Origin of the sequence: Pseudomonas sp. KU26590, from assembly GCF_026153515.1 — a bacterium.
GTDB lineage: Bacteria > Pseudomonadota > Gammaproteobacteria > Pseudomonadales > Pseudomonadaceae > Aquipseudomonas.
Map to the genome: position 1 here is coordinate 3924850 of NZ_CP110644.1, position 24994 is coordinate 3949843.

The window sequence follows — 24994 nt, forward strand, 5'->3', positions numbered from 1 at the left end:
AATGACCAGTGGGACGAAAAAAAGGGACAGGCTTCACGCATTATTTTTTGCGGGTGTGTTTTTTCGTGGAGCCAGGGTGACCCAGTAGCGGGTACGCATGTGAATGTCTACCGGCAGACTGGCTGCCAGCAGCGAGAGGACCCGGTCAGTGTTATCGAGCTGGAAACTGCCGGTGACCCGCAACCCTTCAAGCTCGGGCTCCCAGCGCAGCAGACCGGGGCGGTATCGACCGAGCTCTCGAAGAAAATTGCCCAACGGCTGGTTCTGCGCAGTCAGCACGCCGTCACGCCAGCCGGGCAGCATGGCGTCGAAGGCGGTGACCGGCCCTGCGCCGTTTCGTTGCAGGCTGATCTGCTGTTGCGCCTGCAAAACCAGCGCAGGGCCTTGCAGCGGATGCACCTGCACCGAGCCGCGGACCACCGAGACCCGGCAGTCGCTCGCGTCAAGACGGACGCAGACTTCACCCTGACTGACCACAACACGACCGTATGGACCGTCGATGGACAAAGGCGCGCTGCCCGTCACGTTGAGTGCGATTTCTCCGCGTATCAGCGTGATCTGCCGGGCACCCAGATCGACATTGACGGCGCTGTCAGTGTTCAGTTCCAGGACGCTGCCATTGGCCAGTGTCAGCCGCCGGTGTTCGCCAATGGCGGTGTGCAGGTCGGCGCGCCAGACCTCCAGCGGTAACTGACGTCCCAACAGCCATACCGCCGGAGCCAGTGCGGCAACGCCCAATATACTTTTAAGCGCGGTGCGTCGAGCCTTGTCGGGACGGTCCAGCGTCGCCATCGCCAGATTGGCGGGCAAGGCCGAAAAGCGCTGACGCAGCTGCTGAGCTTTTTGCCAGGCACGCTCGTTGCCAACCGAACTGTCGCGCCAGTGCTGCAGCATGACGTGATCTTCCTCACTGGCACTGCCAGATTCCAGCAGGGCCAGCCATCGTGCAGCCCTGCGAACCACCTCGCGCTCTTCGTTCGAGGGTGCCGAACGAATCACCAATCCACCAGCAGGCAGTGCTCATAGGCTTGGGCCATGTAGCGCTTGACGGTGCGCTCGGACACCTCCAGGCGCTGCGCAATGTCGCGATAGCCCAGGCCTTCGAGCTGACTCCAGAGAAATGCCCGGCGTACCGGCGCTGGCAGACCGTCCAGCAATTGGTCGAGTGCCTGCAGGGTTTCCAGCAGCAGCCAACGCTGCTCGGGAGACGGCACACTGTCCTCAGGCAACTGGGCCAGCGCCTCCAGATAAGCCTGTTCAAGACTGCGCCGCGTGTAGAAATTGCTGAGCAGGCGCTTGCCCACGGTCAGCAAAAACGCCCGTGGTTCCCGCATATCGGCGATCTGTTGCGAGCTGGACAGCACCCGTAAAAAGGTATCCTGACTCAGGTCTGCAGCATCCCAGGCATTGCCCATACGCCTGCGCAGCCAGTGTTCAAGCCAGCCGTGGTGGTCGCGGTACAGGGAGTGAAGGGTCTGCGGAGGTAGCGTCGCTGTGTCAATCATGACAAGAGCCTTGAGCGATGGATGCGCCAAATGAGAATGATTCTAATCACTGGCCTATGCCGAGTCCACGCTCTTTTTTAAATGGCCCCTTTCGATTGCCCACATCATCCGTGATTGGGGCCTGAAACGCGGGACAGGCCGTGAATTTGCTGCGCACGCCAATAGGCCTGCTACGGTTCCCACTGAGCACCCGCGTGCATTAGCGGGACTGGCTTTAGCCGGGAATGAATCAGTGATCACGCTGCAAATGTGAGGGTGTTCATTGCGACCCCTTCCCGGCTAAAGCCGGTCCTACTAAATCACCGCGCATCCGGGCAAAACAGGCTTATGCTGCATGAAGGTGCAGACTATCGATTACAGACCTTTTATTACGCCGAACATCATTAATACTGATAGTTACCTTCGCGCCATTCGATTCGTGCAATAACACCCCCGAGAACATTATCCGCCCATCTCAATAACATCGGCGGATTCTCCCATGCTTCAGTCTTTAACTCCTTTGCGCTATCCCCTCGCCGCGTTGACCCTGGTGGTCATCAGCGCGTGCGGCCGGACGCCTGAAGCGACGGTTGCGCCGGCGGCGGCGAAAGTCAACGTGGCCAAGGTGATCGAGCAACCGGTCAACGAGTGGGACGAAGTCACTGCCCGCCTCGAATCGCCGGAAACCGTTCAGGTTCGCCCGCGTGTTTCCGGCCAGATTGATTCGGTTGCGTTCACTGACGGCGAGCTGGTGAAAAAAGGCGACCTGCTGTTCCAGATCGACCCCCGCCCGTTCGAAGCCGAAGTGCATCGTCTGGAAGCGCAACTGCAGCAATCCAGGGCCGCAGCCCAGCGCAGCACCAACGAAGCACAGCGCGGCGAACGTCTGCGCACCAACAATGCGATCTCCGCCGAACTCGCCGACTCACGCACCACCACCGCCCAGGAATCCAAAGCCGCCGTTGCCGCCATCCAGGCGCAGCTTGATCTGGCGCGCCTGAACCTGAGCTTCACCCGCGTCACTGCGCCGATCACCGGCCGCGTCAGCCGCGCGGAAATCACCGCCGGCAACATCGTCACCGCCGACCAGAGCATCCTCACCAGCCTGGTCTCGACCGACAAGGTCTACGCCTACTTCGACGCCGATGAGCGCGTGTTCCTCAAGTACAACCAGTTGGCCCGCGACGGCAAACGCGGCGCGACCACGCCGGTGTACATGGGCCTGTCCAATGAAGCGGAAAACCCGCACCTGGGTCAGATGAACTTCGTCGACAACCAGGTCAATCCGCGCACCGGCACCATCCGTGGCCGCGCCGTGTTCGACAACAGCAAGGGCGAATACACCCCGGGCCTGTACGCACGCCTGAAGCTGGTCGGCAGCGGCACCTACTCGGCCATGCTGATCAAGGACGAAGCGGTCGGCACTGACCTTGGCAAGAAATTCGTGCTGGTGGTCGACAAGGACAACAAGGCGATCTACCGCAGCGTCGATCTGGGGCCCAAGCTTGAGGGCTTGCGCATCGTGCGCAGCGGCCTGAGCAAAGACGACCGCATCGTCGTCACCGGCCTGCAGCGCGTACGTCCGGGTTCGCCGGTTGACCCGCAGGACACGCCGATGGCCAGCGCCGAAACACTCACCGCACTGCAACAACAACGCCAGGCGTTAGAAGCCAGCAACCAACCCAAGGCCCAGCCGAAGCTGGACGCCAAGGTGGCTGCTTCCGCCACGCCACGCGGTTAAGGGACACACTCGATGAATTTCTCCAAGTTCTTTATCACGCGACCGATCTTCGCGGCGGTGCTCTCGCTGCTGATCCTGATCGCCGGCGCGATCTCGCTGTTCCAGCTGCCGATCAGTGAATACCCGGAAGTCGTGCCGCCGACCGTTGTCGTGCGCGCCAACTTCCCCGGCGCCAACCCGAAAGTGATCGGCGAAACCGTCGCCGCGCCACTGGAACAGGCGATCACCGGCGTCGAGAACATGCTCTACATGTCCTCCCAGGCCACGGCCGACGGCAAGCTGACCCTGACCATCACGTTTGCGCTGGGGACCAACCTCGACACCGCGCAAGTGCAGGTGCAGAACCGGGTCACCCGGACCGAGCCGAAGCTGCCGGAAGAAGTAACGCGCATCGGTATCACCGTGGACAAGGCCTCGCCTGACCTGACCATGGTGGTCCACTTGACCTCGCCGGATCAGCGCTACGACATGCTGTACCTGTCCAACTACGCGGTCCTCAACATCAAGGACGAGCTGGCGCGCCTGAACGGTGTCGGCGACGTGCAGCTGTTCGGCATGGGCGACTACTCGCTGCGTGTCTGGCTCGATCCGAACAAAACCGCTTCGCGCAACATCACGGCGACCGACGTGGTCAACGCCATTCGCGAGCAGAACCGTCAGGTGGCTGCCGGTCAACTGGGCGCACCGCCCTCCCCGAGCGCCACCAGCTTCCAGATGTCGATCAACACCCAGGGCCGTCTGGTCTCTGAAGAAGAGTTTGAGAACATCATCGTTCGCGCCGGCGACAACGGCGAAATCACCCGGGTCAAAGACATTGCTCGCGTCGAACTGGGCTCCAGCCAGTACGCACTGCGTTCGTTGCTGAACAACCAGCCGGCGGTGGCGATCCCGATCTTCCAGCGCCCAGGCTCCAACGCCATCGACATTTCCAACGAAGTGCGCGGCGAGATGGAACAGCTGAAGAAGAACTTCCCGGAAGGCATGGACTACAGCATCGTCTATGACCCGACGATCTTCGTGCGCGGCTCCATCGAAGCGGTGGTACACACGCTGTTCGAAGCGCTGATCCTCGTTGTACTCGTGGTGATCCTGTTCCTGCAGACCTGGCGTGCCTCGATCATCCCGCTGGTTGCCGTGCCGGTGTCATTGATCGGTACGTTTGCAGTCATGCACCTGTTCGGCTTCTCCCTCAACGCGCTGTCGCTGTTCGGGCTGGTACTGGCGATCGGTATCGTGGTGGACGACGCCATCGTGGTGGTGGAGAACGTCGAGCGGAACATCGAGCTCGGCCATCCGCCGATGGAGGCCACACAGATCGCTATGCGTGAAGTGACCGGCCCGATCATCGCCACGGCGCTGGTGCTGTGTGCGGTGTTCATTCCGGCGGCCTTCATCTCGGGCCTGACCGGGCAATTCTATAAACAGTTCGCGCTGACCATCGCCATCTCGACGGTGATCTCGGCCTTCAACTCCCTGACCCTGTCGCCGGCGCTGGCCGCGGTTCTGCTACGCGCTCACGATGCGCCGAAAGACCGCTTCTCCCGCGTCCTCGACAAACTGTTTGGCGGCTGGCTGTTCCGACCGTTCAACCGCTTCTTCGTCAAGGCCAGTAACGGCTATGTGAACTCGGTCGGCCGGGTCATCCGCTTCAGCGGTGTGGCGCTGGTGGTGTACGCAGGCCTGATCGTCATGACCTGGCTGGGTTTCTCCACCACGCCAACCGGTTTCGTGCCGGCCCAGGACAAACAGTACCTGGTCGCCTTCGCACAATTGCCGGACGCCGCGAGCCTGGACCGTACCGAAGATGTGATCAAGAAGATGTCTGCCATCGCCCTGGAACAACCGGGCGTGGAAAACGCGATTGCCTTCCCCGGCCTGTCGATCAACGGGTTCACCAACAGCCCCAACTCCGGCATCGTCTTCGTCGCGCTCAAATCCTTTGATGAGCGCAAGTTGGCCAGTGAGTCTGCAGGCGCCATCGCCGGTGCCCTCAACGCCAAATACGCCGGGATTCAGGAAGCCTACATGGCGATCTTCCCGCCACCGCCGGTACAAGGCCTGGGCACGATCGGCGGTTTCCGTCTGCAGATCGAGGACCGTGGCAACCTCGGTTACGACGAGCTGTACAAAGAGACGATGAACATCATCGGCAAAAGCCGCAGCGTGCCGGAACTGGCCGCGCTGTTCACCAGCTACACGGTGAACGTGCCCCAGGTCGATGCCGCCATCGACCGCGAAAAAGCCAAGACCCTTGGCGTGCCGATCAGCGACATCTTCGACACCCTGCAGGTCTACCTGGGCTCGCTGTACGCCAACGACTTCAACCGTTTCGGCCGGACCTATCAGGTCAACGTGCAGGCTGAACAGCAGTTCCGTCAGGACGCTGAGCAGATCGGTCAGCTGAAAGTGCGCAACAACCGCGGCGAAATGATCCCGTTGGCGACGCTGTTGAAAGTCACCAACACCTCGGGCCCGGACCGCGTCATGCACTACAACGGCTTCATCACCGCCGAGATCAACGGCGCGGCGGGTCCGGGTTTCAGCTCGGGTCAGGCGCAGGTGGCGATGGAAAAACTGCTCAAGGAAGAACTGCCCAACGGCATGACCTACGAGTGGACCGACCTCACCTACCAACAGATCCTGTCGGGCAACACCGCGTTGCTGGTCTTCCCGCTCTGCGTACTGCTGGCGTTCCTGGTACTGGCGGCGCTGTATGAAAGCTGGAGCCTGCCGCTGGCGGTGATCCTGATCGTGCCGATGACCCTGTTGTCGGCCATTGCCGGTGTGATCATTGCCGGAAGCGACAACAACATCTTCACCCAGATCGGCCTGATCGTACTGGTGGGCCTGGCGTGCAAGAACGCGATTCTGATCGTCGAGTTCGCCAAGGATGAGCAAGACAAGGGCAAGACCCCGCTGGAGGCTGTGCTTGAAGCCTGCCGCCTGCGTCTGCGGCCGATCCTGATGACCTCCTTCGCGTTCATCATGGGTGTGGTTCCGCTGGTCCTTTCCAGTGGCGCCGGTGCCGAAATGCGTCATGCCATGGGCGTGGCGGTGTTCTCCGGGATGCTCGGGGTGACCTTCTTCGGCCTGCTGTTGACGCCGGTCTTCTATGTACTGATTCGTAACTACGTTGGACGCAAAGAGGCACGCAAGGCGGCCAAGGCTCAACGCATTCAGACCACCGCCCCGGAGGCTCATTGATGAAGGCTGCAAAACTCTTCCTGCCGAGCCTGTTGGTGCTGGCGCTGGCGGCCTGCGCCGTCGGCCCGGACTACAAGAAACCGGAAACCGCGGCGGCCAACATCCAGGCCGCCACACAGCGGGCCTATGACCGCAGCCACATCGAGACCATCTGGTGGCAGCAGTTCGACGACCCGACCCTGAACAAACTGGTCGCCGAATCGCTGCAGGGCAACCGCGAGTTGCGCGTCGCCTTCGCCCGTCTGAAGGCGTCCCGTGCGATTCGGGACGACATCAGCAACGACGCCATGCCGGTGGTCACCAGCCGCGCCAGCAGCCAGATCGGCCGCGCTCAGGTGCCGGGTGAAACCGAGAAACGGGTCAATCAGGAACGTTACGACCTGGGCCTGGACATGGCCTGGGAACTGGACCTGTTCGGCCGCATTCAGCGCGAACTGGAAGCCAGCGACGCCGACCAGCAGGCCGCCGAGGCCAACCTCTATCAGCTGCAGGTGACAATGATCGCCGAACTGGTGGACGCTTACGGCCAGCTGCGCGGCGCCCAACTGCGCGAGAACATTGCCCGGGACAACCTGAAAAACCAGCAGGAATCCCGCAGAGTGACCGCACAACTGCGTGACGAAGGCGTGGGCAACGAACTCGACGTGGTGCGTTCCGATGCACGTCTGGCGGCGGTGGAAGCCACCATTCCGCAGCTTCAGGCGGAACAGGTGCGCGAACGCAACCGCATCGCCACCCTGCTCGGCGAACGTCCGGACGCCATGACCGTGACCCTCGCCCCGGCCAAACTGCCGGCGATCTCCAAGGCCCTGCCGATCGGTGACCCGACCAAGCTGCTGGAAAACCGTCCGGACGTGCGCAGTGCCGAACGGCAACTGGCAGCGCAGACCGCGCGCATTGGCGTGCAGACCGCCGACCTTTTCCCACGGGTCAGCCTCAGCGGTTTCCTTGGTTTCACGGCCAGCCGTGGTTCGCAGATCGGCTCCGGCGCAGCTCAGGCGTGGGGCCTCGGCCCAAGCATCACCTGGGCGGCGTTTGACCTGGGCAGCGTAAGGGCGCGGATTCGCGGCGCCAACGCCGATGCCGAAGGCGCACTGGCCAATTACGAGCAGCAAGTGCTGTTGGCCCTGGAAGAAACCGAAAATGCCTTCAGCGACTACGACAAGCGTCAGCAGCGTCTGGTGTCGCTGGTGCGGCAGAGTGAAGCCAGCCGTTCGGCGGCCAATCTGGCGAACATCCAGTACCGTGAAGGCACGGCTGACTTCCTCGTGTTGCTGGACGCCGAACGTGAGCGTCTGGCCGCCGAAGACAGCCAGGCCCTGGCCGAGATCGATCTGTATCGCGGCATCGTCGCGATCTACAAAGCCCTCGGTGGTGGCTGGCAGCCGAACGCCTGACGTCATGGGATGAACGGCAGGGTCGCTCAAACGGCGGCCCATCTGTAGCCATGAAGGAGCCCCGGACCCACAAGGTTCGGGGCTTTTTTCTGGACCGTTGATAAACACCGATCGAGCGGCCGAGGGCCCCATCACTCCCCACAGCGTTTGACACTCGGCGGTCTCTCCCCGAAGCTGCTGCACACGCACACACGGAAACCGATATGTCTGAATCGTCTTCCCGGCGCACACCCGCTCAGCTCAAGGCTCGACGCCGCTGGCAGGTGGTCATTGCGCTGGCGCTGTTGCTGCTGATCATCGCCATGGCGATGCTGGTGCGAAACTGGCATGCGCCGCCGGCTGCCCCGCAGGTCAATCACAGCTACGCCGAAGCACTGGAGCAGGCCCATGGCGGCAAGCCAGGCGCCGCGCGGGTGCTGTATCAACAATTCACCCGTACCGACCTGTCCGACATTCGTCGTGCGGGGCTGCTCGCCGAACTGGTTAATTACCCCAGCGCGCAGGCGGTGAAAATTCTGCGCGGCGATCTCACGCGCCCCGCTCCGCTGGTTCAACAGGCGGCCATCCAGGCGGTGACGGCCATGCTGCCGGAAGAACAACGCAGCATGCTGATCGGTCCGCTGCTGGACGATGCCGACGATGAGGTGCGCTTCGGCGCGGTGCGGGCTCTGCTGCCGTTGAGCCCGGATGAAGTGGGCCTGTACTACGGCGCGTTGCAGGAAGCCGCTCAGCAATATGAACAGGCCCTGATCGCCGAGCCGCCGAGCGCGCAACGCCAGCTCGCGCTCTCGCGGCTCTACGTCAACAACGGCACGCCGCAAAAAGCGATCGAGGCGCTGGAACTGGCCGCAAAACTGGAACCCGACAACCTGGAGACCGGATTGGCGCTGGTGCAGTTGCTCGACCGCCAGGGCCAGGCCGATCGCTCGCGTCAGTTGCTCGCCCAGTGGCTGGAAAAACAGCCCCAGTCGTCCCTCGCGCAACACGCACTCGGCCAATGGCTGCTGCGTCATAAACAAACCGAATACGCCCTGCTCCCGCTGACCCGGGCCATTGAGCTGGAACCGGACAACATCGGTTACCGTTACGATCTGGCCGTCGCGCTCCACGATCTCGACCAGCTCGAAGCCGCCCAGCGTCAACTGGAGGACATCCTCCGGCGCCAACCCGCCGACCGCCGCGCGAGGATTCTGCTGATTCGTTACTGGACCGAGGCCGGGCAGCTACAGAAAGTGCAGGTGCTGCTGGCTGAACTGGAACAGCTGAACGCCGATGATCCTGCCCTGCAGCAAGGGCTCTAAGACAGTCTGTACACGTTTCGATCAGGCTGAAGCACCCGTGCACTACTCACTGGCAGAGGATATTTATGGCCGTGCAAACATCAGCGCCGATCATCGTTTTCGATGTGAACGAAACGTTGCTTGATATCACCACCCTTGAGCCGCTGTTTGAGCGTGTCTTTGGTGACCGAGCGATTTTGCGCGAGTGGTTCGCCAACCTCATCCTCTACTCGCAAACGATGACGCTCAGTGGCCGTTACAGCCCTTTTGGCACACTGGCGGTGGGCATTCTGCGCATGCTCGCGTCTATCCATCATGTCGCCCTCGACGCCACTGATATTGACGAACTGCAGGCTCGGATGAGCACCCTGCCAGCACACCCTGATGTGCTGCCCGCCCTTAACTGCTTGCGTGACGCCGGCTTTCGGCTGGTGACGCTGAGTAACTCGGCCAGCGGTGCATCCCCTTCGGCCCTCGAGCGCGCCGGGTTAGCGACATTTTTTGAGCGCAGTTTCAGTGTTGAGGCCGTTAAAAAATTCAAGCCTGCACCGGAAACCTATCAGATGGTTGCCAGGGAGCTGAATGTCGAACTGGCGGACTTGCTTCTGGTCGCGTGTCATCTTTGGGATACGGCAGGCGCGCAAGCTGCGGGGTGCCTTGGCGCCCTGCTGACCCGGCCGCACAACGCACCGCTGTTCATGGACGAAGTGCCAATGCCAGACCTGATGGCACCCGAGTTGGGAGGCCTGACCGAGCAGATCATTCAACGCTGGGGCGGACAGGCGTAGCCTGAGGCCTTCCTGGCCGGCGTGGTTCGCCCGGTGCAAAGAGACGGCTGTTTGCCGCTGCTCTTCTAGATGGATAGTTTCCAACGACGCTAAAGTATAAGAAATTACTTACAACGAATTGCGCCCATTATTGTTTTTTTGTCAGACCCGCTTATCGTCATCGGGATGTTTCACTTAACAATAAGTCATCCGCTATTTTACAACGCGTAAAAAACGTGCATTATTTGCTCGCACCACAACTGAACTACCCCGTCGTGATACCAGCGTTCATCTCATGAAGTTAGTGCCGACGGCTGACCCTGATGTCCAGGGCGCGGTAGAACGTGGTGAAACCAAAAGCAGCAGACCCAGAGGCGCGTCCTTGCTGCTTGCATTGTTGCTTGTATTGCGCTGACAACAGCCATTAATTGCCGGAGTATCATTGTGTCCAGACTTGCCGAATTTCGCGCAGCAGAAAAAGCCCTTCAGGAGCAGCTGGCCCAGCTGGAGTCTCTGAAGAACGACGTCGGATTGAAAAAGGAGATCGAGTTCGAGCAACAGCTGCAGGCCCTGATGAGCACGTACGACAAGACCTTGCGCGACATCATCGCCATCCTGGACCCTCATACCGGTGCGTCCAACTCCACGCCAGCGGCCCCGAAACGCCGTCGTCCGCGGGTCGTCAAGGTCTATCAGAATCCCCACACCGGCGAAGTCATCGAGACCAAAGGCGGCAACCATCGCGGTTTGAAAAACTGGAAATTACAGTACGGCGCTGAAACCGTTGATGCCTGGTTGCGCGGCCGCTAGTGCTGCACTCCCAACAACATTGGAGAGGACGCTCTGCTCGCGGGGCTTCTCTGCAAGTGTAGGGATAGGGCAATGAAACAAGCGCGTTAACGCTGATGATAGCAACCGACGTCTTGCGGATTTTAAATAATGCGTGCGGGTGCAGCCCCGGCATTGAATATTCAACCTGACAATTAGCTGAACAGATTTCTATTAGCGAGATATATCGCTTTCCTTACACCGATGGCTTAAAGCATCCTCGAATGTTTAGCTAGGCCAGCTTTCTTAATACCATCAAGTAGGGTTGGGTGAGCGTTAAAGCTGGCTATAAGCCTTCATACATCGACGGATGAAATTTTCCCCTCTACGGATGATTGGCTCCTGAGCTTCACATTTTTTTCACACCGGCTTGTACAGGATAGAGGCTACTAAAGGATTAGTGCCCCAATGCCCGCTTCGGCGGGCTTCTTTATGCCCGCGATTTGTGTAACCCCGCCTCGATCTAAGGCGCCGACCCCAGGCGCAGGCCATTCCTGATCTGCAACACTTCGTCTTTATGGGCCGCATAGCCTTGCGCCGAGCCGGCGTATGACAACGACCACGCCAGTTCCGGACTGGCCGCCGCCACCAGCGTCTGGGTCATGACGTGATTGCCGTTCTGGGTGATCGTGCACGTGGTCTCCATCGCCGGGACGTTGCTCAGTGTGCTGTCCTTCATCCGCGTGCAGACACTCTGAAAGCCGCCGCGGGCAAAATTGACTTGCACCGCCTTGCGCATTTCCAGCAACACGCTCTGTACGTTGACCGAATGACCGGGCTGCAGCTGCGTCTGGGTCAGCTCGACCACCATGGCCGGATCACCGTTCTGATCGTTTTTGACTGCACGCTGTCGTAGTTGCACGGCCGGCTGGCCCTCGCTCGCCGGCGGCTGGGGCAGCGCTTCAACGTCCCAGCCTTCGGGCCAGATGACCATGGCGTCCGCCGAAGACGCGACGCCCGGGATCATCAGCACGAAACAGAAAGCAACGCGGGCGCATGAGCGCAATGAGAGATGCATGGGCGGTACCTGAATGTCGAGCCGAGAAGTGTGAGCCGGTCATCCCTTGCCCACAAGCGGAACGCCGCGCTTTATGCGCCTTCGGTTTGGCGCGCCGGCCATGAGCCCGTATCATTACGCAACATTTTAGCGTTAACCCGGAGACCACCATGAGTCTGCACGACCTGAACACTTTCCCCGGCGTCACGGCCACCCCGGACGCCTCGACCGCACAATTCGTGTTCAACCACACCATGTTGCGCGTCAAGGACGCCACCGCTTCCCTCGACTTCTATACCCGCGTGCTGGGCTTTAGCCTGGTGGAAAAACGCGACTTCGCGGAAGCGGAATTCAGCCTGTACTTCCTGGCGCTGGTGGACAAAGCGCAAATCCCGCAGGACGATGCTGCGCGCAACGTCTGGATGAAAGGCATCCCCGGCGTGCTCGAACTGACCCACAACCACGGCACCGAAAAAGACCCTGAGTTTTCCTATCACAACGGCAACGCCGACCCGCGCGGCTTCGGGCACATCTGCATCTCGGTGCCCGACGTGAAGGCTGCCTGCGCGCGCTTTGAGGCACTGGGCGTGGACTTCCAGAAACGCCTGACCGACGGCCGCATGAAAAGCCTGGCCTTCCTCAAAGACCCGGATGGCTACTGGGTCGAAATCATCCAGCCAACGCCGGTAACGGGCGAGTAATCACGATCGCTCGGTGGGACGGGCCTTAATAGGGATAGGACTGGCTGCGACCTCGACTGTGGGACCGGCCATGACCTCGACTCTGGGACCGGCCCTGACCTCGACCGTAGGACTGGCTTTAGCCGGGAAAGCGTCAGGCGTCACGCCGCTTCTGTCGTTTGATGCACATCAATCAGACTTTCATCCACCAACACCTCGCCCTCCAGATCATCATCGGCATGCCCACTGATGACCTCGGCGATGAACGTCAGCGCGATATTCTGGCACTGCTCCTTGAGCTGTTGCAGCTTCAGCGGCCGGCTCAGGAAATAGCCCTGCGCTTCCTCGCAGCCGAACTCACGCACCAGGCTCATGCAACGGAACGTTTCGACGCCTTCCGCCACCGTCCGATAGCCCAGCTCACGGGCCAGGTGCAGCACCGATCGGGCGATGATGCGGTTGCGCGGATTCGTCTCAAGGTCCGTGACCAGGGATTTGTCCAGTTTGAGGATGTTGGCCGGAATCTCGTGCAGGTAAGCAAAGTTGCTGTAGCCCGCGCCGAAATCATCAATGGCCACGTCGACGCCCAGCTCGCGGATGCGGGTGAGCTGCTCGATCACACGCTTGTCGGCACGAATCCACTCGCCTTCGGTGATCTCGACTTCCAGCCGTGTGGGTTGGACGCCGTGTCTGTCGCAGGCGCTTTGCAGCGTCAGGGCGATGTCCATATCGGCGAAGTCCAGCGGCGACAGGTTGAGCGACAGGCGCACGTCTTCGTCGATCCAGCCGCTGAGGTCGGTCAGCGCGCGGTCGATCACCCAGCGCGTCACAGTGCTGATCTTGCCGGCGCTCTCGACCAGCGGAATGAATTCGCCCGGCCAGATCTTGCCCATCACCGGATGCACCCAGCGAATCAACGCCTCGACGCTGAGCAGACGACCATCCTGCAGGCTGAAGCGGGGCTGGTACTCCAGATAGATATCGCCACTGACCAGCGCCTCGGCGAGTTCGTTGAGCAGGGTCAAGGCGCGCCGCTGGGCGCAATCCTCGGCCTCGTCATAGGCCGCCCACGGCACCTGTCGATAAACCGCCCTCCCCGCCGCGCGGGTCGCTTTGCCCATGAGCGCAGCGGCGGAGTTCTGACCGTCGTCACAGCACGCCAGCCCCACGGCAACCTGCTGATGGGTGAAAGGCTCGGTGATCAGCGCCAACAGCATGCGAACCAGATCGTCCCGGCGAGACCGGTCGCAGCTCATCTGCACACAAAAATCCAGGTCGCTGACGTGATACAGCTCCGCGATGCCATCCAGACGGCGACGCAAGCAGGCGGCCATGTCGTGGCGCGTCTGTTGCGCATCCAGGTTGCTGCTCACGCTGACATCCGCAGCGCTCGCCACCGGCTGGGTGCGGATGACTACCATCAGCCGCACCTGGCTCCCGGTGACCGCAACGCCCTGGGTGTCCAGCAAGAACTGCTGCAAATTGGGCAGACGGCTGACCGGGTGGCGGTAGCGCATCATCTGGCACTGTTCGACCTGCCCCATGACCAATTGCGCAAAATCTTCGAGGACGGCCACTTCGGCCGGTTGAAGCTCGCGGGGTACTTTATCAATCAGGCAAAAACTGCCGAGCACATCGCCGTGCGGATTGCACAGGGGCGCCCCGGCGTAGAAACGGATGCCATCAGGCTTGGTGACCAGCGCGTTATCGGCAAAGCGCGGATCCAGGCGGGCATCATTGACCACCATGACTTCGGAGTTCTGGATGGTGTAGCGACAGAACGACTGTTCGATCGGCGTCTGGCTCGGGCCGAAACCCACCCGGCCGGGAAACCACTGGCGGTCTTTTTCCACCAGGGAGACCAGCACCGTCGGCACGCGAAAATGCGCAGCGGCCAAGCGGCACAGACGGTCAAAATCCTCGTTATGTGCGGTTTCCAGCCATTGCAATGCATGAACAGCCGAAAGGCGCTTCTGCTCAATGCTCAGCGAACAGGTCATGGCGTGTGCCCTCGACTCTAAAAAATACGTGATGAATGATATCGCATAGCCATCATCACTGACACCTCGTCAGGACGGAAGGTCAGGTGTGGCGATCAGCTGTAAATCGGCGGCATGTGCAGGGCACGGAACTCAGGACGCGATGTTGAAAATGAACGCGCGAAATACCTGAGCACGCGTCGATTTGTACAACCCACGCATGGCGGCATCCTGGTGGCCATTAATCACAAACGGCCGCAAGGACCCAGAAAATCAGGCTAATCAGACCGATAGCACAAAGACATCACTTAAACGTTTCAGTTCCAAAGCTATACAGAAATAAAGTTTTGTACAAGATTTAATAAAGTTAATACGATCGCTGCCGACAGATGGATCAGAGCAACGCGCAGCCAGCCATAGCGCTTTCCGCAATAACGTCGCCAACGCCAGTGAATCCCGAGAAAAAGGACCGTTCTCACCGACAACAACCCAAGCGCCCCATTTAAGGGGCTGTGAGAACTGCATGAATATTCTTGCCCCTGCCGTGTACCTGACCAACCGCCTGCGCTTTCCCGCCAAGTTCGCACTCCTGGCCATCATCGTTCTGCTGCCCTTGACCCTCCTGGGTGCGCGTCTGCTGCATCAGCTCAACGCCAGCATCGAGAACATAAGTTCCGAGCAAGTGGGTCAGCGCTACCTGATGGACGTCACCCCCGTACTGCGCCTGTCGATGCTGCAACGGGCGTTGACCAACCGCCTGCTCAGCGGGGATCAAACAGCCCAGCCTGACCTCGCGGCCAACCAGGCCAAACTGCAGGAAGCCTTCACCAAACTGGAAAGCACGGACCGCCAGTTCACCGTCGAGCTGGAAACCGGCGACCGCGTGCAGCGCCTGCGTTCCGGGGCCGACGGGCTGATCAACCAGACCCGTGCGGGCGCCGATCAGGCGGGCATGTTTGACGGGTGGAGTGACCAGCTGACCCAGACCCTGAATTTCATCTACTTCGTCTCCGCCACCTCCGGGATGGTCCTCGACGAAGATTACGCTTCGCTGTTCCTGATCGATCAAAGCACCATACGCCTGCCGCGCCAGATCAACGTGGTTGGCCAGTTGCGCGGCCTGTCCAGCGGCCTCCACGAAGGGCAGCCGCTGACGGACGCCACCCGGGGCACAATCAAGTCGTTGCTCAAGCAAGAAACCCAGATTCGCCAGGAATTGCTGCAGAGTCTCAGCCTGCTCCGTCGTCAGGAACCGGCCCTCACGGATCGCATCCAGTCGCCCGTCAGCAGCGGGCTTTCGAGCCTGGACAGCTTTCGCAGTGACCTGGACACCTTGATCGCCTCCCCTCAAGGCACCGTCTCCGGCGTGCAGGGTCTGCCGGCAAAAGGCAACGCCGTCGTGGCCGAGCTGTACAAGGCGCAGGACGCCTTGCAAGCGGCCTTGTCCGCAGTGCTGGAGCAACGGCTCAAGGACAAGTCGGCAGAACGCGCCGCCATGCTGGCCATGTTCGCCATCGCCGGCCTGCTGCTGATCTACGCCTTCAGCGGCATCTACAGCGCCATGCGCCGGGCCATGGAAGACATGTTGAGCGCCACCCGCCGCATCGCCCAGGGCGATCTGACTGCACGGGTCAACGTGGTCGGTAAAGACGAAATGGCCGACATCGGCACCGGCTTGAACCACATGGTCCAGGCCTTCGGCGAATCCCTTGGCCAGGTCGAGCGCAGTTCGCGCTCGGTGTCCGACGCGGCGACACGCCTGACGGCGTCCATCGACCGCGCCAAGGTGTCGATGAACGCCCAGCAAGGCGAAACCGAACAGGTTGCCACCGCCATCAACGAAATGACTGCCAGTGTCGCCGACGTCGCCCAGAACACCGAAGGCGCGGCACGTGCAGCGGAACAAGCCAGCCAGGCCTCGGGCAAAGGCCTGGGCGTGATGCAGCAGACCCGCCAGACCATCGAGGCGCTGGCCGGCGAAGTCGACCTCAGCGCGCAGAAAGTCGCGGCGCTGGCGCTGCACAGTCAGGAGATCGGCGGGGTCATTGAAGTGATCCGCAACATCGCCGACCAGACCAACCTGCTCGCCCTCAACGCCGCCATCGAAGCCGCCCGCGCCGGCGAGCAAGGCCGTGGCTTTGCCGTGGTCGCGGACGAAGTGAGAACCCTGGCTTCCCGCACGCAGAACTCCACCGCCGAAATCCAGCGGATCATCCAGCAATTGCAGGTGGCAACCAGCGCCGCCGTGGAGCAGATGAAAGCGGGCAAAGACCGGGCGCAGGATTGCCTGACGTCGGCCGATCAGACGTCCTCAAGCCTGAACGCGATCAACGAAGGCGTGGAGTCGATCGTCGGCATGAATACCCAGATCGCCAGCGCTGCCGTTCAGCAGCACGCCGTGTCCGAGGACATCAACCGCAACGTCACCGAGATCCGCAACGGCACCTTCGTGTTGATGGAAGGCATCGAGGACAACGCGGTAACGGCGGATGAAATGTCGCTGCTGGCCGGCGAACTGCGCACCGTGGTCGGTCGCTTCAAGCTCTGAGGACCGGGCGCGCGGCGCTAACCGCCGCGCGCCATGCAGCCATCGCTCAAGGCACCTGGGCCCCCGCCACTGCCACGTACACCGAGTACAACGACGTGTTGGCGGTGATGAACAGGCGGTTGCGGCGCGGGCCGCCGAAGGTCAGGTTGGCGACCTTCTCCGGCAGGCGGATCTTGCCCAGCAAGGTACCGTCGGCGGCGAAGCATTGAACGCCATCGCCGGCACTGGTCCAGACATTGCCCTGCACGTCCACGCGCATACCGTCCGGCACGCCCGGTTCGATCACCGCAAACACCCGCGACTGCCCCAACTCACGCCCATTGATGACCTCAAATGCACGGATGTGGTGAGGGCCATCGGGGTCGTGGGAGCGGCCGGAATCGGCGATGTACAGAGTCTGCCCGTCCGGGGAGAAGGCCAGGCCGTTGGGTTGCACGAAATCGTTGGCCATGCAGGCGATCTCGCCGCTGTCCGGGTCGATGCGGTAGACGTGGCGGCCCGGCTGCTCTTCTTCGGCCTGATAGCCCTCGTAGTCGGTGAGGATGCCGTAACTGGGGTCGGTGAACCACACGGCGCCATCGCGGTGCACCACCACATCATTCGGCGAGTTCAGGCGTTTACCTTCAAATCGCTCGGCCAGCACGGTGATCGAGCCGTCCGGTTCGGTGCGGGTGACGCTGCGCGTGCCGTGCTCGCAGGTGATCAGCCGGCCGAGCAAGTCGCGGGTGTTGCCGTTGGCGAAATTCGACGGGCTGCGGAAGGTCGACACGCCCTGCTCCGGGGTCCAGCGCAACATGCGCTGGTTGGGAATGTCGCTCCACAGCAGGTACCCGCCGTCGTTGAACCACACCGGCCCTTCGGCCCAGCGGCACTGGTCGTACAGGCGCTCGAGCTGGGTGTTGGGCAGGATCAGGCGGTGGAAACGCTTGTCATGGCATTCGTAGAGGTCGTCGGACACGAGGTCGATCCTTGTTTCAGGCGCGGGCATGTTTGCGCCCGCTGACAGCGGTAATCACCGCGATGATGATCAGGCCGGTAAGGATCAGCCGCACCCCGGCACTGGCGCCAAAGGTGTTGAGCATGCTTACCAGCAGGTAGAGAAACAGCGACGCGCCCCAGATGCCCGGCACGTTGGAAAACCCGCCGGCCACCGAGGTGCCGCCAATCACCACGACGGCGATGGAGGCCAGCAGGTATTCCTCGCCCATGCCCAGCGACGCGCCCCCGGAAAACCCGGCCAGGGTCAGGCCGCACAGGCTGCCGAACACCGCGCAAAGCACGTAGGTGGCAAAGCGCATGCGCCCGACCCGAATGCCGGCCAGTTCAGCGGCGCGGGCGTTCTGCCCGATGGCCAGCACCGACCGGCCGTAGCGAGTGCGGGTCAGCACATACCCCATGAGCACCGCCACGGCGATCACCACGAGGGCCAGATACGGCACGCCGAACACGCGGCCGGTGGCGAAGGTGTAGAAACTGTCCGGCGGCGGCACCCGCACGCTGCGGCCATAGGCGATGGCCAGGGATTGCAGGATGAAACTCGCCGACAGGGTCGCGATGATCGGCGGAATACGCAACAGGCGGATCAGCGCAAAATTGCCGCAACCCACCAGCACACCGATGCCCAGCACGCCGATCACGCCGAGCCAGATGTTCGCGTCCTGGCCGTCCATGAGCTTCATGCCCAGCGCGCCACTCAGGGCGATGTTGGCCGGGATCGACAGGTCGATGTTGCCCGGCCCGGTGCTGATGACGAACATCTGGCCGATGCCGACAATCGCAAAAAACGTCGAGAACGCCAGCGCCCCAGACAGTAAGGCGCCTGCGCCCTGCCCGCCGGTGAATACCAGCGTCGCCGCCCAGATCAATAACGCCGCCAGGAATGACCACAGCCACGGCTTGCCGCGCAGCGCTGCGAAGGTTGAAGTGCTCATAGCGGGCGTACCTCCAGACGATTGACCGCCGCACGCAGCGCCAGCACGAAAATCAGAATCGCGCCCTGGGCGCCGATCTGCCAGTCGGGCGAGATGCGGATGAACGACAGCAGCGAACCGGCCAACACCAGGGTCAGCGCACCGAGCACCGCGCCCATGGGCGACACGCGGCCGCCGACGAACTCGCCGCCGCCGAGAATCACCCCGGCAATGGACAACAGGGTGTAACGCAGGGCGACGTTGGCGTCGGCCGAGGTGGTCAGCCCCACCAGAAACAACCCCGACAGCACGCCGAAACCCCCGGCCATGGCGTACATCGCCACTTTGATGCGCAGCAGCGACCATCCGGCCTTGGCGATCGCCAGGGGATTGCCGCCAGCGCCGCGCAGCACCACGCCGACCGTGGAGCGCATCAGGAAAAAGTGCATCGCCAGCCCGAGCACGATGCACACGATGATCGCCAGCGGAATCAGCGGTGGCTTGATCCGCACCAGCGCTTGCAGCCACTGCGGCGCCGTCCCGCCGGGCGACGGCAACAGCAGAATCGCACCGCCGACCCAGATGAACGACATGCCCAGGGTGACGACAATCGACGGAAGATTGCGGCTGTGGATCAGTGCGCCGAGCAAGGCATACACGCCCACGCACCCGGCCAGTGCCAGCCAGCCGAGGAACGGGTGCTGATCGAGCAGCGTCACCGCCACGCAGGCGACGAAGCTGATGAAACTGCCCATGGACAGATCGAGGTCGTTGACGCTGATGATCAGCATCTGCGCGATGGTCGCCAGCGCGATCGGCACCGCCAGGTTGAGCATCAGGTTCAGGCCCATGTAGCTCATGGCACGGGGTTGCATGATGAAGATGGTTGCCAGCAAGACCACCAGCGACACCGCCGGCAAAGCGGCGCGAAGCATGCGGGCACGCCGCGCGGCATTGTTGCGCGTCGCGACGGGTGCGCGGGCAACGGGATTCAACGGGGCATTCATGGGGTTTCCTCGGCGAAGGAGCTGCGCAAAATGCGCTCCTCGCTCAATTCACTGCGCGGCATGTCGAGCACGGCCTGGCCGTCGCGGAAGACATACACGTGATCGCAATAGGTCAGCTCTTCAAGCTCGGTGGTGTACCAGATGAACGTGCGGCCGCGGGCGGCCTCTTCCATCAGGATCGAATACACCTCGCGCTTGGTGCCGACGTCGACGCCACGCATGGGGTCGTCCATCAGGATGATCTGGCTGTCGGACGCCAAGGCCCGGGCAAACAATGCTTTTTGCTGGTTGCCGCCGGACAGCGACAGGATCGGATTGCCCATGTCCGGGGTGCGGATGCTCATGCGCTTCATCCAGTCGTCGGCCATGGCCTGCTCGGCATCGGGGTTCAGCAGCAGGCCGCGCTTGAGCTGATTGAGCGAGCCGATGGTGATGTTTTCGCCGATGGACCACAGCGCAAACACGCCATCGGTCTGGCGGTCGCCGGCGACGAAACTGGCGCCGGTGCCGTGCTTGACGCAGTCGCGCAGCACCTGGGTCAGTAATTGGCTCTGGCCGTGCCCGGCCAGCCCGGACAGGCCGACGATCTCCCCGGCAAACGCCTGCACGGAGCGGCCATCGGCCTGCCGCGCCGGGCGCTGTTGCACCCGCGGGCTGCCCTGCTCACGCCGAGAGGCGAAATCCTGTGTAGCCTGCTGCTGTTCGCGCGCCGTGCCGCCCATGACGTCCACCAGCGAATCATGGGTGAAGTCCCGTGCCGAACGGGTTTCGACGATTCTGCCGTCACGCATCACCGCGATGCGGTCACAGGTGCCGAGCATTTCGCCGAGGATGTGGCTGATCAGCACGATGCTGCCGCCGCCCTCGACGAACCGTCGCACATGGCGCAAGAGCTGTTCGGCGACTCGCGCGTCAAGGGATGAAGTGGGCTCGTCGAGGATGATCAGGTCGAGGCGCTCGTCGACGTTGATGAACGCCCGGGCGATCTCCACCATCTGCCGCTTGCCGATGGACAGGTCAGCGACGATGTCATCGGCTTGGATGCCATGGTCGGGGAAAATCTGCTCCAGCATGGCTTCGATCAGCGCACCGGCCTTACGCCGCCAGCCAAAGCCACGCAGGGCCGGTGACATCAGCCGGGTGTTCTCTGCCACGTTGAGGTTCGGGCACAGCGACAGCTCCTGAAACACACAGCGAATGCCGTGCTGCCGCGCCACGTGCACCGAATAGCCTTCGCGCAGGTCGCGGCCTTCGATCAACAACTGGCCGCAGTCGGCGGCCAGGGTGCCGGCGAGCACTTGCATCAGGGTCGATTTGCCCGCGCCGTTGTGGCCGATCAGGCCCAGGCACTCGCCGGCGCGCACACTCAGGTCGACGTCACTCAGGGCGCGCACGGCGCCGAACGATTTGCCGGCGCCGGCGAAGGCCACCCGCACAGGTCCATTTGCGTTCATGGTCGGAATTCCTTGGCGGGCCGCTGGCAGCGCGGCCCGCGATGCTCACAGGGAGAAGCTCACAGGGAAGCGGCGGGCTTGAGCTTGGCGACGTCGTCGACGCTGTAGGTCTCGCTGACGATCCCGCCCTTTGGCAGGTCCTTCAGGCTGGCGTCGAGGGTCTGCTGGGTGACGGTGACCGCAGGCGACAACAGGTCATGGGGCATCTGCTTGCCGTCGAGCAACTGCTGCGCGACATAGAACGCCAGGCTGGAAATGCTCGGTCCGCTGCTGATCGAGAAGCTCTGATAGCCCTGGGTGTCGCTTTGCTTTTTCCACCAGCTCAGCTCTTCTTCGCGGTTACCGAAGATGATCGACGGCAACGGACGCCCTGCCGCGACAAAGGCCTGGGCAATGCCGACGCCTTCACCGCCCTGGGTCACCACCGCGTCAACTTTCGGCAGGCTCGGCAGCACGCCGGAAACGGCTTTCTGCGCCACGGTCGGTGACCAGTTGCCGTTCACTTCGCCGACCACTTTCAGGTTCGGGTGTTTCTGCGCGCCGGCGGTGATGCCGGAGTGAATGCGCTCGTCCACCGACACGCCGGCCAGCCCGCGCACTTCCAGCACATTGCCGCCCTTGGGGAAGCGCTCGGAGAGGTAGTCCATCTGCTCGATGCCGGTCTGCTTGAAGTCCATGGAGATGCGGTAGGCGCAGGGTTCGGAGACGGTGCCGTCGAAGGAGACGACGATGATGCCGGCGTCGCAGGCCTGCTTCACCGCGCCATTGAGCGCCGTCGGCGACGAGGCATTGATGACGATGGCGTCATAGCCCTGAAGGATCAGGTTCTGGATTTGCGCCGCTTGCTCGGTGGCCTGGTTTTCCGCCGTGGTGAAGCTGTCAGCCGACGCGATCAGGCCATCCTTGACGGCTTTGTCGGTGGTCTGCTGCCAGCTGGCGAGCATCAGCTGGCGCCAGGAGTTGCCGGCGTAATTGTTGGAGAGCGCGATCTTCTTGTCGGCCGTATCGGCGTGGGCAGCGACGGGCAGAGCCATCAGGGGCGCCACCGCCAGGGCGGCACAGAGCAACGAACGGCGTAGCGGATGAAGACGACTTTTCATAGTTGAACCCTTGTTATTTTTATGGGGGCTGCAGGGTGGCCGACGGCGTCGGTCGCACCTTATTACGAACAGTACGCGGCGAGTCTGCACTGGCCGGTGCGGAGCGTCAGTGGTCAATCGTGCAGACCTGATGCGGGATCCCGCAACCGACCTGCAGGATCCTGCGTTCTTTTTAGCCCACAGGGGCCATACTGTCCCGGCTGCCCTCTCGTTTGATTCCAAAAAATAAAAACAGGTTGGAGCCCATGGCACAGCGACCGCACACCCTTGCCGAAGACGTGCTGCATCATTTTCTCGGTATTTCCCGCGCCCTCGCCGGTCAGCTGGATTTCCAGTCGATGATCGACGCCGTCTCCCGGGAAATCAGCCCGATCCTGCCCCACGACCACCTCGACGTGTGCCTGTTTATCCTCGACGGCCGCGAGCACATCACCTACGAAAGCGGCGTCCACACGCTGTGGGGCGACGTGGCCCAGCCGATGCCAGTGCACACCAGCCCCATTCGCGCCGTGCTGTTGGGCGAGCAGGCGTTTCTGCTGACCCACGACGCCATGAACGACGCGCGCTTTGCCTTCCCCGGCGCCGTCAACCACCCGATTTTCGACGCCCGCTTGCGCAGCCGCCTGCACGTGCCCTTGCGCGCGCGCGGTGAAATCATCGGTGCCCTGAGCTGCTCGAAACACGCCGAGCATTTCTACACCCTCGATGACGTGCGCCACACCCAGCACGTCGCCGATCTCCTCGCCTCTTACGTGTACGCCCTGCGCCAGACCGAACAGGCCAAGCAGTTGGCAATCGCCGAAGCCCAAGTGCGTGCGCGGGAGGAAGGCCTGCGTCAGGGTGCGCTGCGCCTGACCGAGGAGCTGGAGCGCGAACGTCAGCGGGTCGGCATGGACTTGCATGACCAGACCCTCGCCGACATGACCCGCCTGCACCGGCGCATCGCCCGCCTGCAAACCCTGCCCAGCGTGCCGGGCGAGGATTTGCGCGGCATCGCACGCTCACTCAAGGACAGCATGCAGGAGCTGCGGCAACTGATCGACGCGGTAAAGCCGACCGTGCTGCAGTTGTTCGGCTTTGAAGAAGGCGTCGAAGACCTGTTGCGGCGCAGCGTACGCGACAGCGGCCTGAGCATCGAAACGCGCCTGCAGGACAGCACCGACGGCATGGGCGACCGCTTGCCGGAGTCGGTGAAAGTCGCGGTGTTCCGCATCATTCAGGAAGCGGTGAACAACGCGATCAAGCACGCGATGCCGGACAGCATTGTCATCCACATCAGCCACACAGGCGGCGTGTTGCAACTGACCATCGACGATGACGGCATTGGGTTGGACGTGGGCCACCGGCTCAACAGCGGCGGCATTCAGAACATGCAGGTGCGCGCGCAACTGATGGCGGCACAGTTGTTTATCGAACGCGGGCCCCATGAGCGAGGCACGCGGGTCAGGGTGTGTCTGCCGCTGGCTGCCCTCGCCCTTGTCGATGAGGCGGCAGCTGTTTCCGGGCCTGCGGTGTTAACGGAGGTGCCATGCAAGTCCTGCTGATTGAAGACGACCCGGTGCATCGGGCGTTCCTGCGTGAAGTGATCGAAGTGGCGCTGCCGGAATGCACGCGCTTGCTGGAGGCTGAAGACGGTCAGATCGGCGAGCGGTTGTTCAGCGAGAGCCCGGTGGATGCGGTGGTGATGGACCTGCAGATGCCCTGCCGCACTGGCGTCGAAGCGGCCAAAACCATTTGGCGACAGCAGCCGGATACGTCGATTCTGTTCTGGTCCAATTACTCGGACGAGGCCTACGTGCGGGGCATCGCGCGGATCGTGCCCCAGGGCGCGGCCTACGGTTACATCCTCAAGACGGCCTCGGAGGAGCGATTGCGTCTGGCATTGCGGGGGCTGTTCATCGAGCAGCAGTGCGTGATCGACCGGGAGATTCGCGGCGTGCAGCTGAAAGCCCACGATCAGTTGTCCGGGCTCAGTGATGGCGAATACGAAGTGCTGCAGGACATCGCCCTCGGCCTGACCGACCGCACCATCGCCACCCGCCGCAACCTGTCGCTGCGCAGCGTGCAGAACCGGCTGCAGCAGCTTTATGAAAAGCTCGGTGTCTACCAGCCCGATGCGGCTGGCGAGCGCAGCACCGCCTTCAACCTCCGCGCCCGCGCCGTCAACATCGCCCTGCTCCGCCGCCTGCTCAACCGCACCGCGCTGGAACAGGCAGAGGCCGAACTGCAACTGTGGCTGAAAAACCCCGGGCGGCAACTGTTTAGGGGGGACTGAGGGAAGATCAAGATCAAGAGCGTCGGCCTAAGGGCCTCGGTTTCGCCTTCGGCGAGTTACTTGGAAAAGCACCCCAAGTAACCAAGGGTGCTTGCTCCTGGCTTGGCTCCTCCTGCGTCGGAGTACCCTCACTCCGGTCTCGCTCCGTGGGCCCGCCGCCATCCGCCATCCATGGCGGGGGGCGGCTCTCGCGGCATCCATGCCGCTCGGCCCACTGCGCGTCGTCTGCGTTCGGCCTGCACCCAAGTCGCGTTTTGCGGTGACTGGACTTTTTGTGTACGAAGATCAAAAGCAGATCAAAGGCTTCCCGGCTGAAGCCGCCCACTAAAAGCACCGCGTACAC

At 62.3% G+C, this 24994-nt stretch carries 20 protein-coding genes and 1 pseudogene; 11 read left to right on the plus strand and 10 right to left on the minus strand.

Features of this window, described 5'->3' with window-relative positions; translation table 11 throughout:
• Window positions 1-33: 33 nt before the first annotated feature.
• Together OKW98_RS17225 and OKW98_RS17230 are read right to left on the minus strand one after the other, a co-directional pair.
• Complete coding sequence (locus OKW98_RS17225; protein ID WP_265385857.1) at window positions 34-999, minus strand: FecR domain-containing protein; 966 nt, start codon at window positions 997-999, stop codon at window positions 34-36.
• Window positions 996-1505, minus strand: coding sequence for a sigma-70 family RNA polymerase sigma factor (locus OKW98_RS17230; RefSeq protein WP_265385858.1), 510 nt, complete (start codon window positions 1503-1505; stop codon window positions 996-998). Before OKW98_RS17230 ends, OKW98_RS17225 begins: the two co-directional genes overlap by 4 nt.
• A gap of 478 nt (window positions 1506-1983) precedes the next feature.
• Here OKW98_RS17230 and mexE point away from each other — a divergent pair, with 478 nt between their 5' ends.
• The 6 genes from mexE (at window position 1984) to OKW98_RS17260 (ending at window position 10683) form a co-directional block, all read left to right on the plus strand.
• Window positions 1984-3225: a multidrug efflux RND transporter periplasmic adaptor subunit MexE gene (gene mexE, locus OKW98_RS17235; protein ID WP_265385859.1), complete on the plus strand. Its 1242-nt coding sequence runs from the start codon at window positions 1984-1986 to the stop codon at window positions 3223-3225.
• Between the two features lie 12 nt (window positions 3226-3237).
• Window positions 3238-6429 (plus strand): efflux RND transporter permease subunit, encoded by a 3192-nt coding sequence (locus OKW98_RS17240; RefSeq protein WP_265385860.1) that lies wholly within the window; start codon window positions 3238-3240, stop codon window positions 6427-6429.
• Window positions 6429-7826 carry an efflux transporter outer membrane subunit gene (locus tag OKW98_RS17245; RefSeq protein WP_265385861.1) on the plus strand — a complete coding sequence of 466 codons (1398 nt, stop codon included), beginning with the start codon at window positions 6429-6431 and terminating at the stop codon, window positions 7824-7826. Before OKW98_RS17240 ends, OKW98_RS17245 begins: the two co-directional genes overlap by 1 nt.
• 203 nt (window positions 7827-8029) lie before the next feature.
• Window positions 8030-9127, plus strand: coding sequence for a tetratricopeptide repeat protein (locus OKW98_RS17250; RefSeq protein WP_265385862.1), 1098 nt, complete (start codon window positions 8030-8032; stop codon window positions 9125-9127).
• 65 nt (window positions 9128-9192) lie between these two features.
• Complete coding sequence (locus OKW98_RS17255) at window positions 9193-9894, plus strand: haloacid dehalogenase type II (RefSeq protein WP_265385863.1); 702 nt, start codon at window positions 9193-9195, stop codon at window positions 9892-9894.
• A 423-nt stretch (window positions 9895-10317) separates the two neighbouring features.
• Complete coding sequence (locus OKW98_RS17260; RefSeq protein WP_265385864.1) at window positions 10318-10683, plus strand: histone-like nucleoid-structuring protein, MvaT/MvaU family; 366 nt, start codon at window positions 10318-10320, stop codon at window positions 10681-10683.
• 481 nt (window positions 10684-11164) lie between these two features.
• On the opposite strand, the gene OKW98_RS17265 is transcribed toward OKW98_RS17260, so the two are convergent.
• A complete protein-coding gene (locus OKW98_RS17265; protein WP_265389761.1) occupies window positions 11165-11668 on the minus strand; it encodes a DUF4946 domain-containing protein in 504 nt (167 codons plus the stop codon).
• A 200-nt stretch (window positions 11669-11868) separates the two neighbouring features.
• Between OKW98_RS17265 and gloA the strand changes: the two genes are divergently transcribed.
• Complete coding sequence (gene gloA, locus OKW98_RS17270) at window positions 11869-12399, plus strand: lactoylglutathione lyase (protein ID WP_265385865.1); 531 nt, start codon at window positions 11869-11871, stop codon at window positions 12397-12399.
• A 140-nt stretch (window positions 12400-12539) separates the two neighbouring features.
• On the opposite strand, the gene OKW98_RS17275 is transcribed toward gloA, so the two are convergent.
• Together OKW98_RS17275 and OKW98_RS17280 are read right to left on the minus strand one after the other, a co-directional pair.
• Complete coding sequence (locus OKW98_RS17275) at window positions 12540-14378, minus strand: EAL domain-containing protein (protein ID WP_265385866.1); 1839 nt, start codon at window positions 14376-14378, stop codon at window positions 12540-12542.
• A 261-nt stretch (window positions 14379-14639) separates the two neighbouring features.
• On the minus strand, window positions 14640-14882 hold the full coding sequence (locus OKW98_RS17280) for a hypothetical protein (RefSeq protein WP_265385867.1): 243 nt from the start codon (window positions 14880-14882) through the stop codon (window positions 14640-14642).
• 1048 nt (window positions 14883-15930) lie between these two features.
• Here OKW98_RS17280 and OKW98_RS27580 point away from each other — a divergent pair.
• Both OKW98_RS27580 and OKW98_RS27585 read left to right on the plus strand, forming a co-directional pair.
• Window positions 15931-16041: pseudogene (locus OKW98_RS27580) on the plus strand (HAMP domain-containing protein); the annotation flags it as partial.
• Window positions 16042-16200: 159 nt separating this feature from the next.
• A complete protein-coding gene (locus OKW98_RS27585; RefSeq protein WP_416148504.1) occupies window positions 16201-16905 on the plus strand; it encodes a methyl-accepting chemotaxis protein in 705 nt (234 codons plus the stop codon).
• Between the two features lie 46 nt (window positions 16906-16951).
• On the opposite strand, the gene OKW98_RS17290 is transcribed toward OKW98_RS27585, so the two are convergent.
• Genes OKW98_RS17290 through OKW98_RS17310 form a run of 5 tightly spaced genes read right to left on the minus strand, consistent with a single transcriptional unit; the run spans window position 16952 to window position 22376 of the window.
• On the minus strand, window positions 16952-17863 hold the full coding sequence (locus tag OKW98_RS17290; protein WP_265385869.1) for an SMP-30/gluconolactonase/LRE family protein: 912 nt from the start codon (window positions 17861-17863) through the stop codon (window positions 16952-16954).
• 16 nt (window positions 17864-17879) lie between these two features.
• Window positions 17880-18836 (minus strand): ABC transporter permease, encoded by a 957-nt coding sequence (locus OKW98_RS17295; RefSeq protein ID WP_265385870.1) that lies wholly within the window; start codon window positions 18834-18836, stop codon window positions 17880-17882.
• A complete protein-coding gene (locus OKW98_RS17300; protein WP_265385871.1) occupies window positions 18833-19822 on the minus strand; it encodes an ABC transporter permease in 990 nt (329 codons plus the stop codon). The genes OKW98_RS17295 and OKW98_RS17300 overlap by 4 nt, the downstream gene beginning before the upstream one ends.
• On the minus strand, window positions 19819-21276 hold the full coding sequence (locus tag OKW98_RS17305) for a sugar ABC transporter ATP-binding protein (RefSeq protein WP_265385872.1): 1458 nt from the start codon (window positions 21274-21276) through the stop codon (window positions 19819-19821). Before OKW98_RS17305 ends, OKW98_RS17300 begins: the two co-directional genes overlap by 4 nt.
• 59 nt (window positions 21277-21335) lie before the next feature.
• Window positions 21336-22376, minus strand: a complete 1041-nt coding sequence (locus tag OKW98_RS17310; protein ID WP_265385873.1) for an ABC transporter substrate-binding protein — start codon at window positions 22374-22376, stop codon at window positions 21336-21338.
• A 245-nt stretch (window positions 22377-22621) separates the two neighbouring features.
• On the opposite strand from OKW98_RS17310, the gene OKW98_RS17315 reads away from it, so the two are divergent.
• Window positions 22622-23920, plus strand: coding sequence for a GAF domain-containing sensor histidine kinase (locus OKW98_RS17315; RefSeq protein ID WP_265385874.1), 1299 nt, complete (start codon window positions 22622-22624; stop codon window positions 23918-23920).
• Window positions 23905-24651, plus strand: coding sequence for a response regulator transcription factor (locus OKW98_RS17320; RefSeq protein WP_265385875.1), 747 nt, complete (start codon window positions 23905-23907; stop codon window positions 24649-24651). The genes OKW98_RS17315 and OKW98_RS17320 overlap by 16 nt, the downstream gene beginning before the upstream one ends.
• Window positions 24652-24994 lie beyond the last annotated feature (343 nt).

Excerpts from the sequence above, each read along its gene's own strand:
- OKW98_RS17295 (WP_265385870.1), bottom strand. The coding sequence starts at position 18,836 with ATGAGCACTTCAACCTTCGCAGCGCTGCGCGGCAAGCCGTGGCTGTGG.
- OKW98_RS17300 (WP_265385871.1), bottom strand. The coding sequence starts at position 19,822 with ATGAATGCCCCGTTGAATCCCGTTGCCCGCGCACCCGTCGCGACGCGC.
- OKW98_RS17245 (WP_265385861.1), top strand. The coding sequence starts at position 6,429 with ATGAAGGCTGCAAAACTCTTCCTGCCGAGCCTGTTGGTGCTGGCGCTG.
- OKW98_RS17275 (WP_265385866.1), bottom strand. The coding sequence starts at position 14,378 with ATGACCTGTTCGCTGAGCATTGAGCAGAAGCGCCTTTCGGCTGTTCAT.
- OKW98_RS17265 (WP_265389761.1), bottom strand. The coding sequence starts at position 11,668 with ATGATCCCGGGCGTCGCGTCTTCGGCGGACGCCATGGTCATCTGGCCC.
- OKW98_RS17280 (WP_265385867.1), bottom strand. The coding sequence starts at position 14,882 with ATGCAGTTCTCACAGCCCCTTAAATGGGGCGCTTGGGTTGTTGTCGGT.
- OKW98_RS17315 (WP_265385874.1), top strand. The coding sequence starts at position 22,622 with ATGGCACAGCGACCGCACACCCTTGCCGAAGACGTGCTGCATCATTTT.
- OKW98_RS17230 (WP_265385858.1), bottom strand. The coding sequence starts at position 1,505 with ATGATTGACACAGCGACGCTACCTCCGCAGACCCTTCACTCCCTGTAC.
- OKW98_RS17255 (WP_265385863.1), top strand. The coding sequence starts at position 9,193 with ATGGCCGTGCAAACATCAGCGCCGATCATCGTTTTCGATGTGAACGAA.
- mexE (WP_265385859.1), top strand. The coding sequence starts at position 1,984 with ATGCTTCAGTCTTTAACTCCTTTGCGCTATCCCCTCGCCGCGTTGACC.
- gloA (WP_265385865.1), top strand. The coding sequence starts at position 11,869 with ATGAGTCTGCACGACCTGAACACTTTCCCCGGCGTCACGGCCACCCCG.
- OKW98_RS17310 (WP_265385873.1), bottom strand. The coding sequence starts at position 22,376 with ATGAAAAGTCGTCTTCATCCGCTACGCCGTTCGTTGCTCTGTGCCGCC.
- OKW98_RS27585 (WP_416148504.1), top strand. The coding sequence starts at position 16,201 with ATGACTGCCAGTGTCGCCGACGTCGCCCAGAACACCGAAGGCGCGGCA.
- OKW98_RS17305 (WP_265385872.1), bottom strand. The coding sequence starts at position 21,276 with ATGAACGCAAATGGACCTGTGCGGGTGGCCTTCGCCGGCGCCGGCAAA.
- OKW98_RS17240 (WP_265385860.1), top strand. The coding sequence starts at position 3,238 with ATGAATTTCTCCAAGTTCTTTATCACGCGACCGATCTTCGCGGCGGTG.
- OKW98_RS17250 (WP_265385862.1), top strand. The coding sequence starts at position 8,030 with ATGTCTGAATCGTCTTCCCGGCGCACACCCGCTCAGCTCAAGGCTCGA.
- OKW98_RS17320 (WP_265385875.1), top strand. The coding sequence starts at position 23,905 with ATGCAAGTCCTGCTGATTGAAGACGACCCGGTGCATCGGGCGTTCCTG.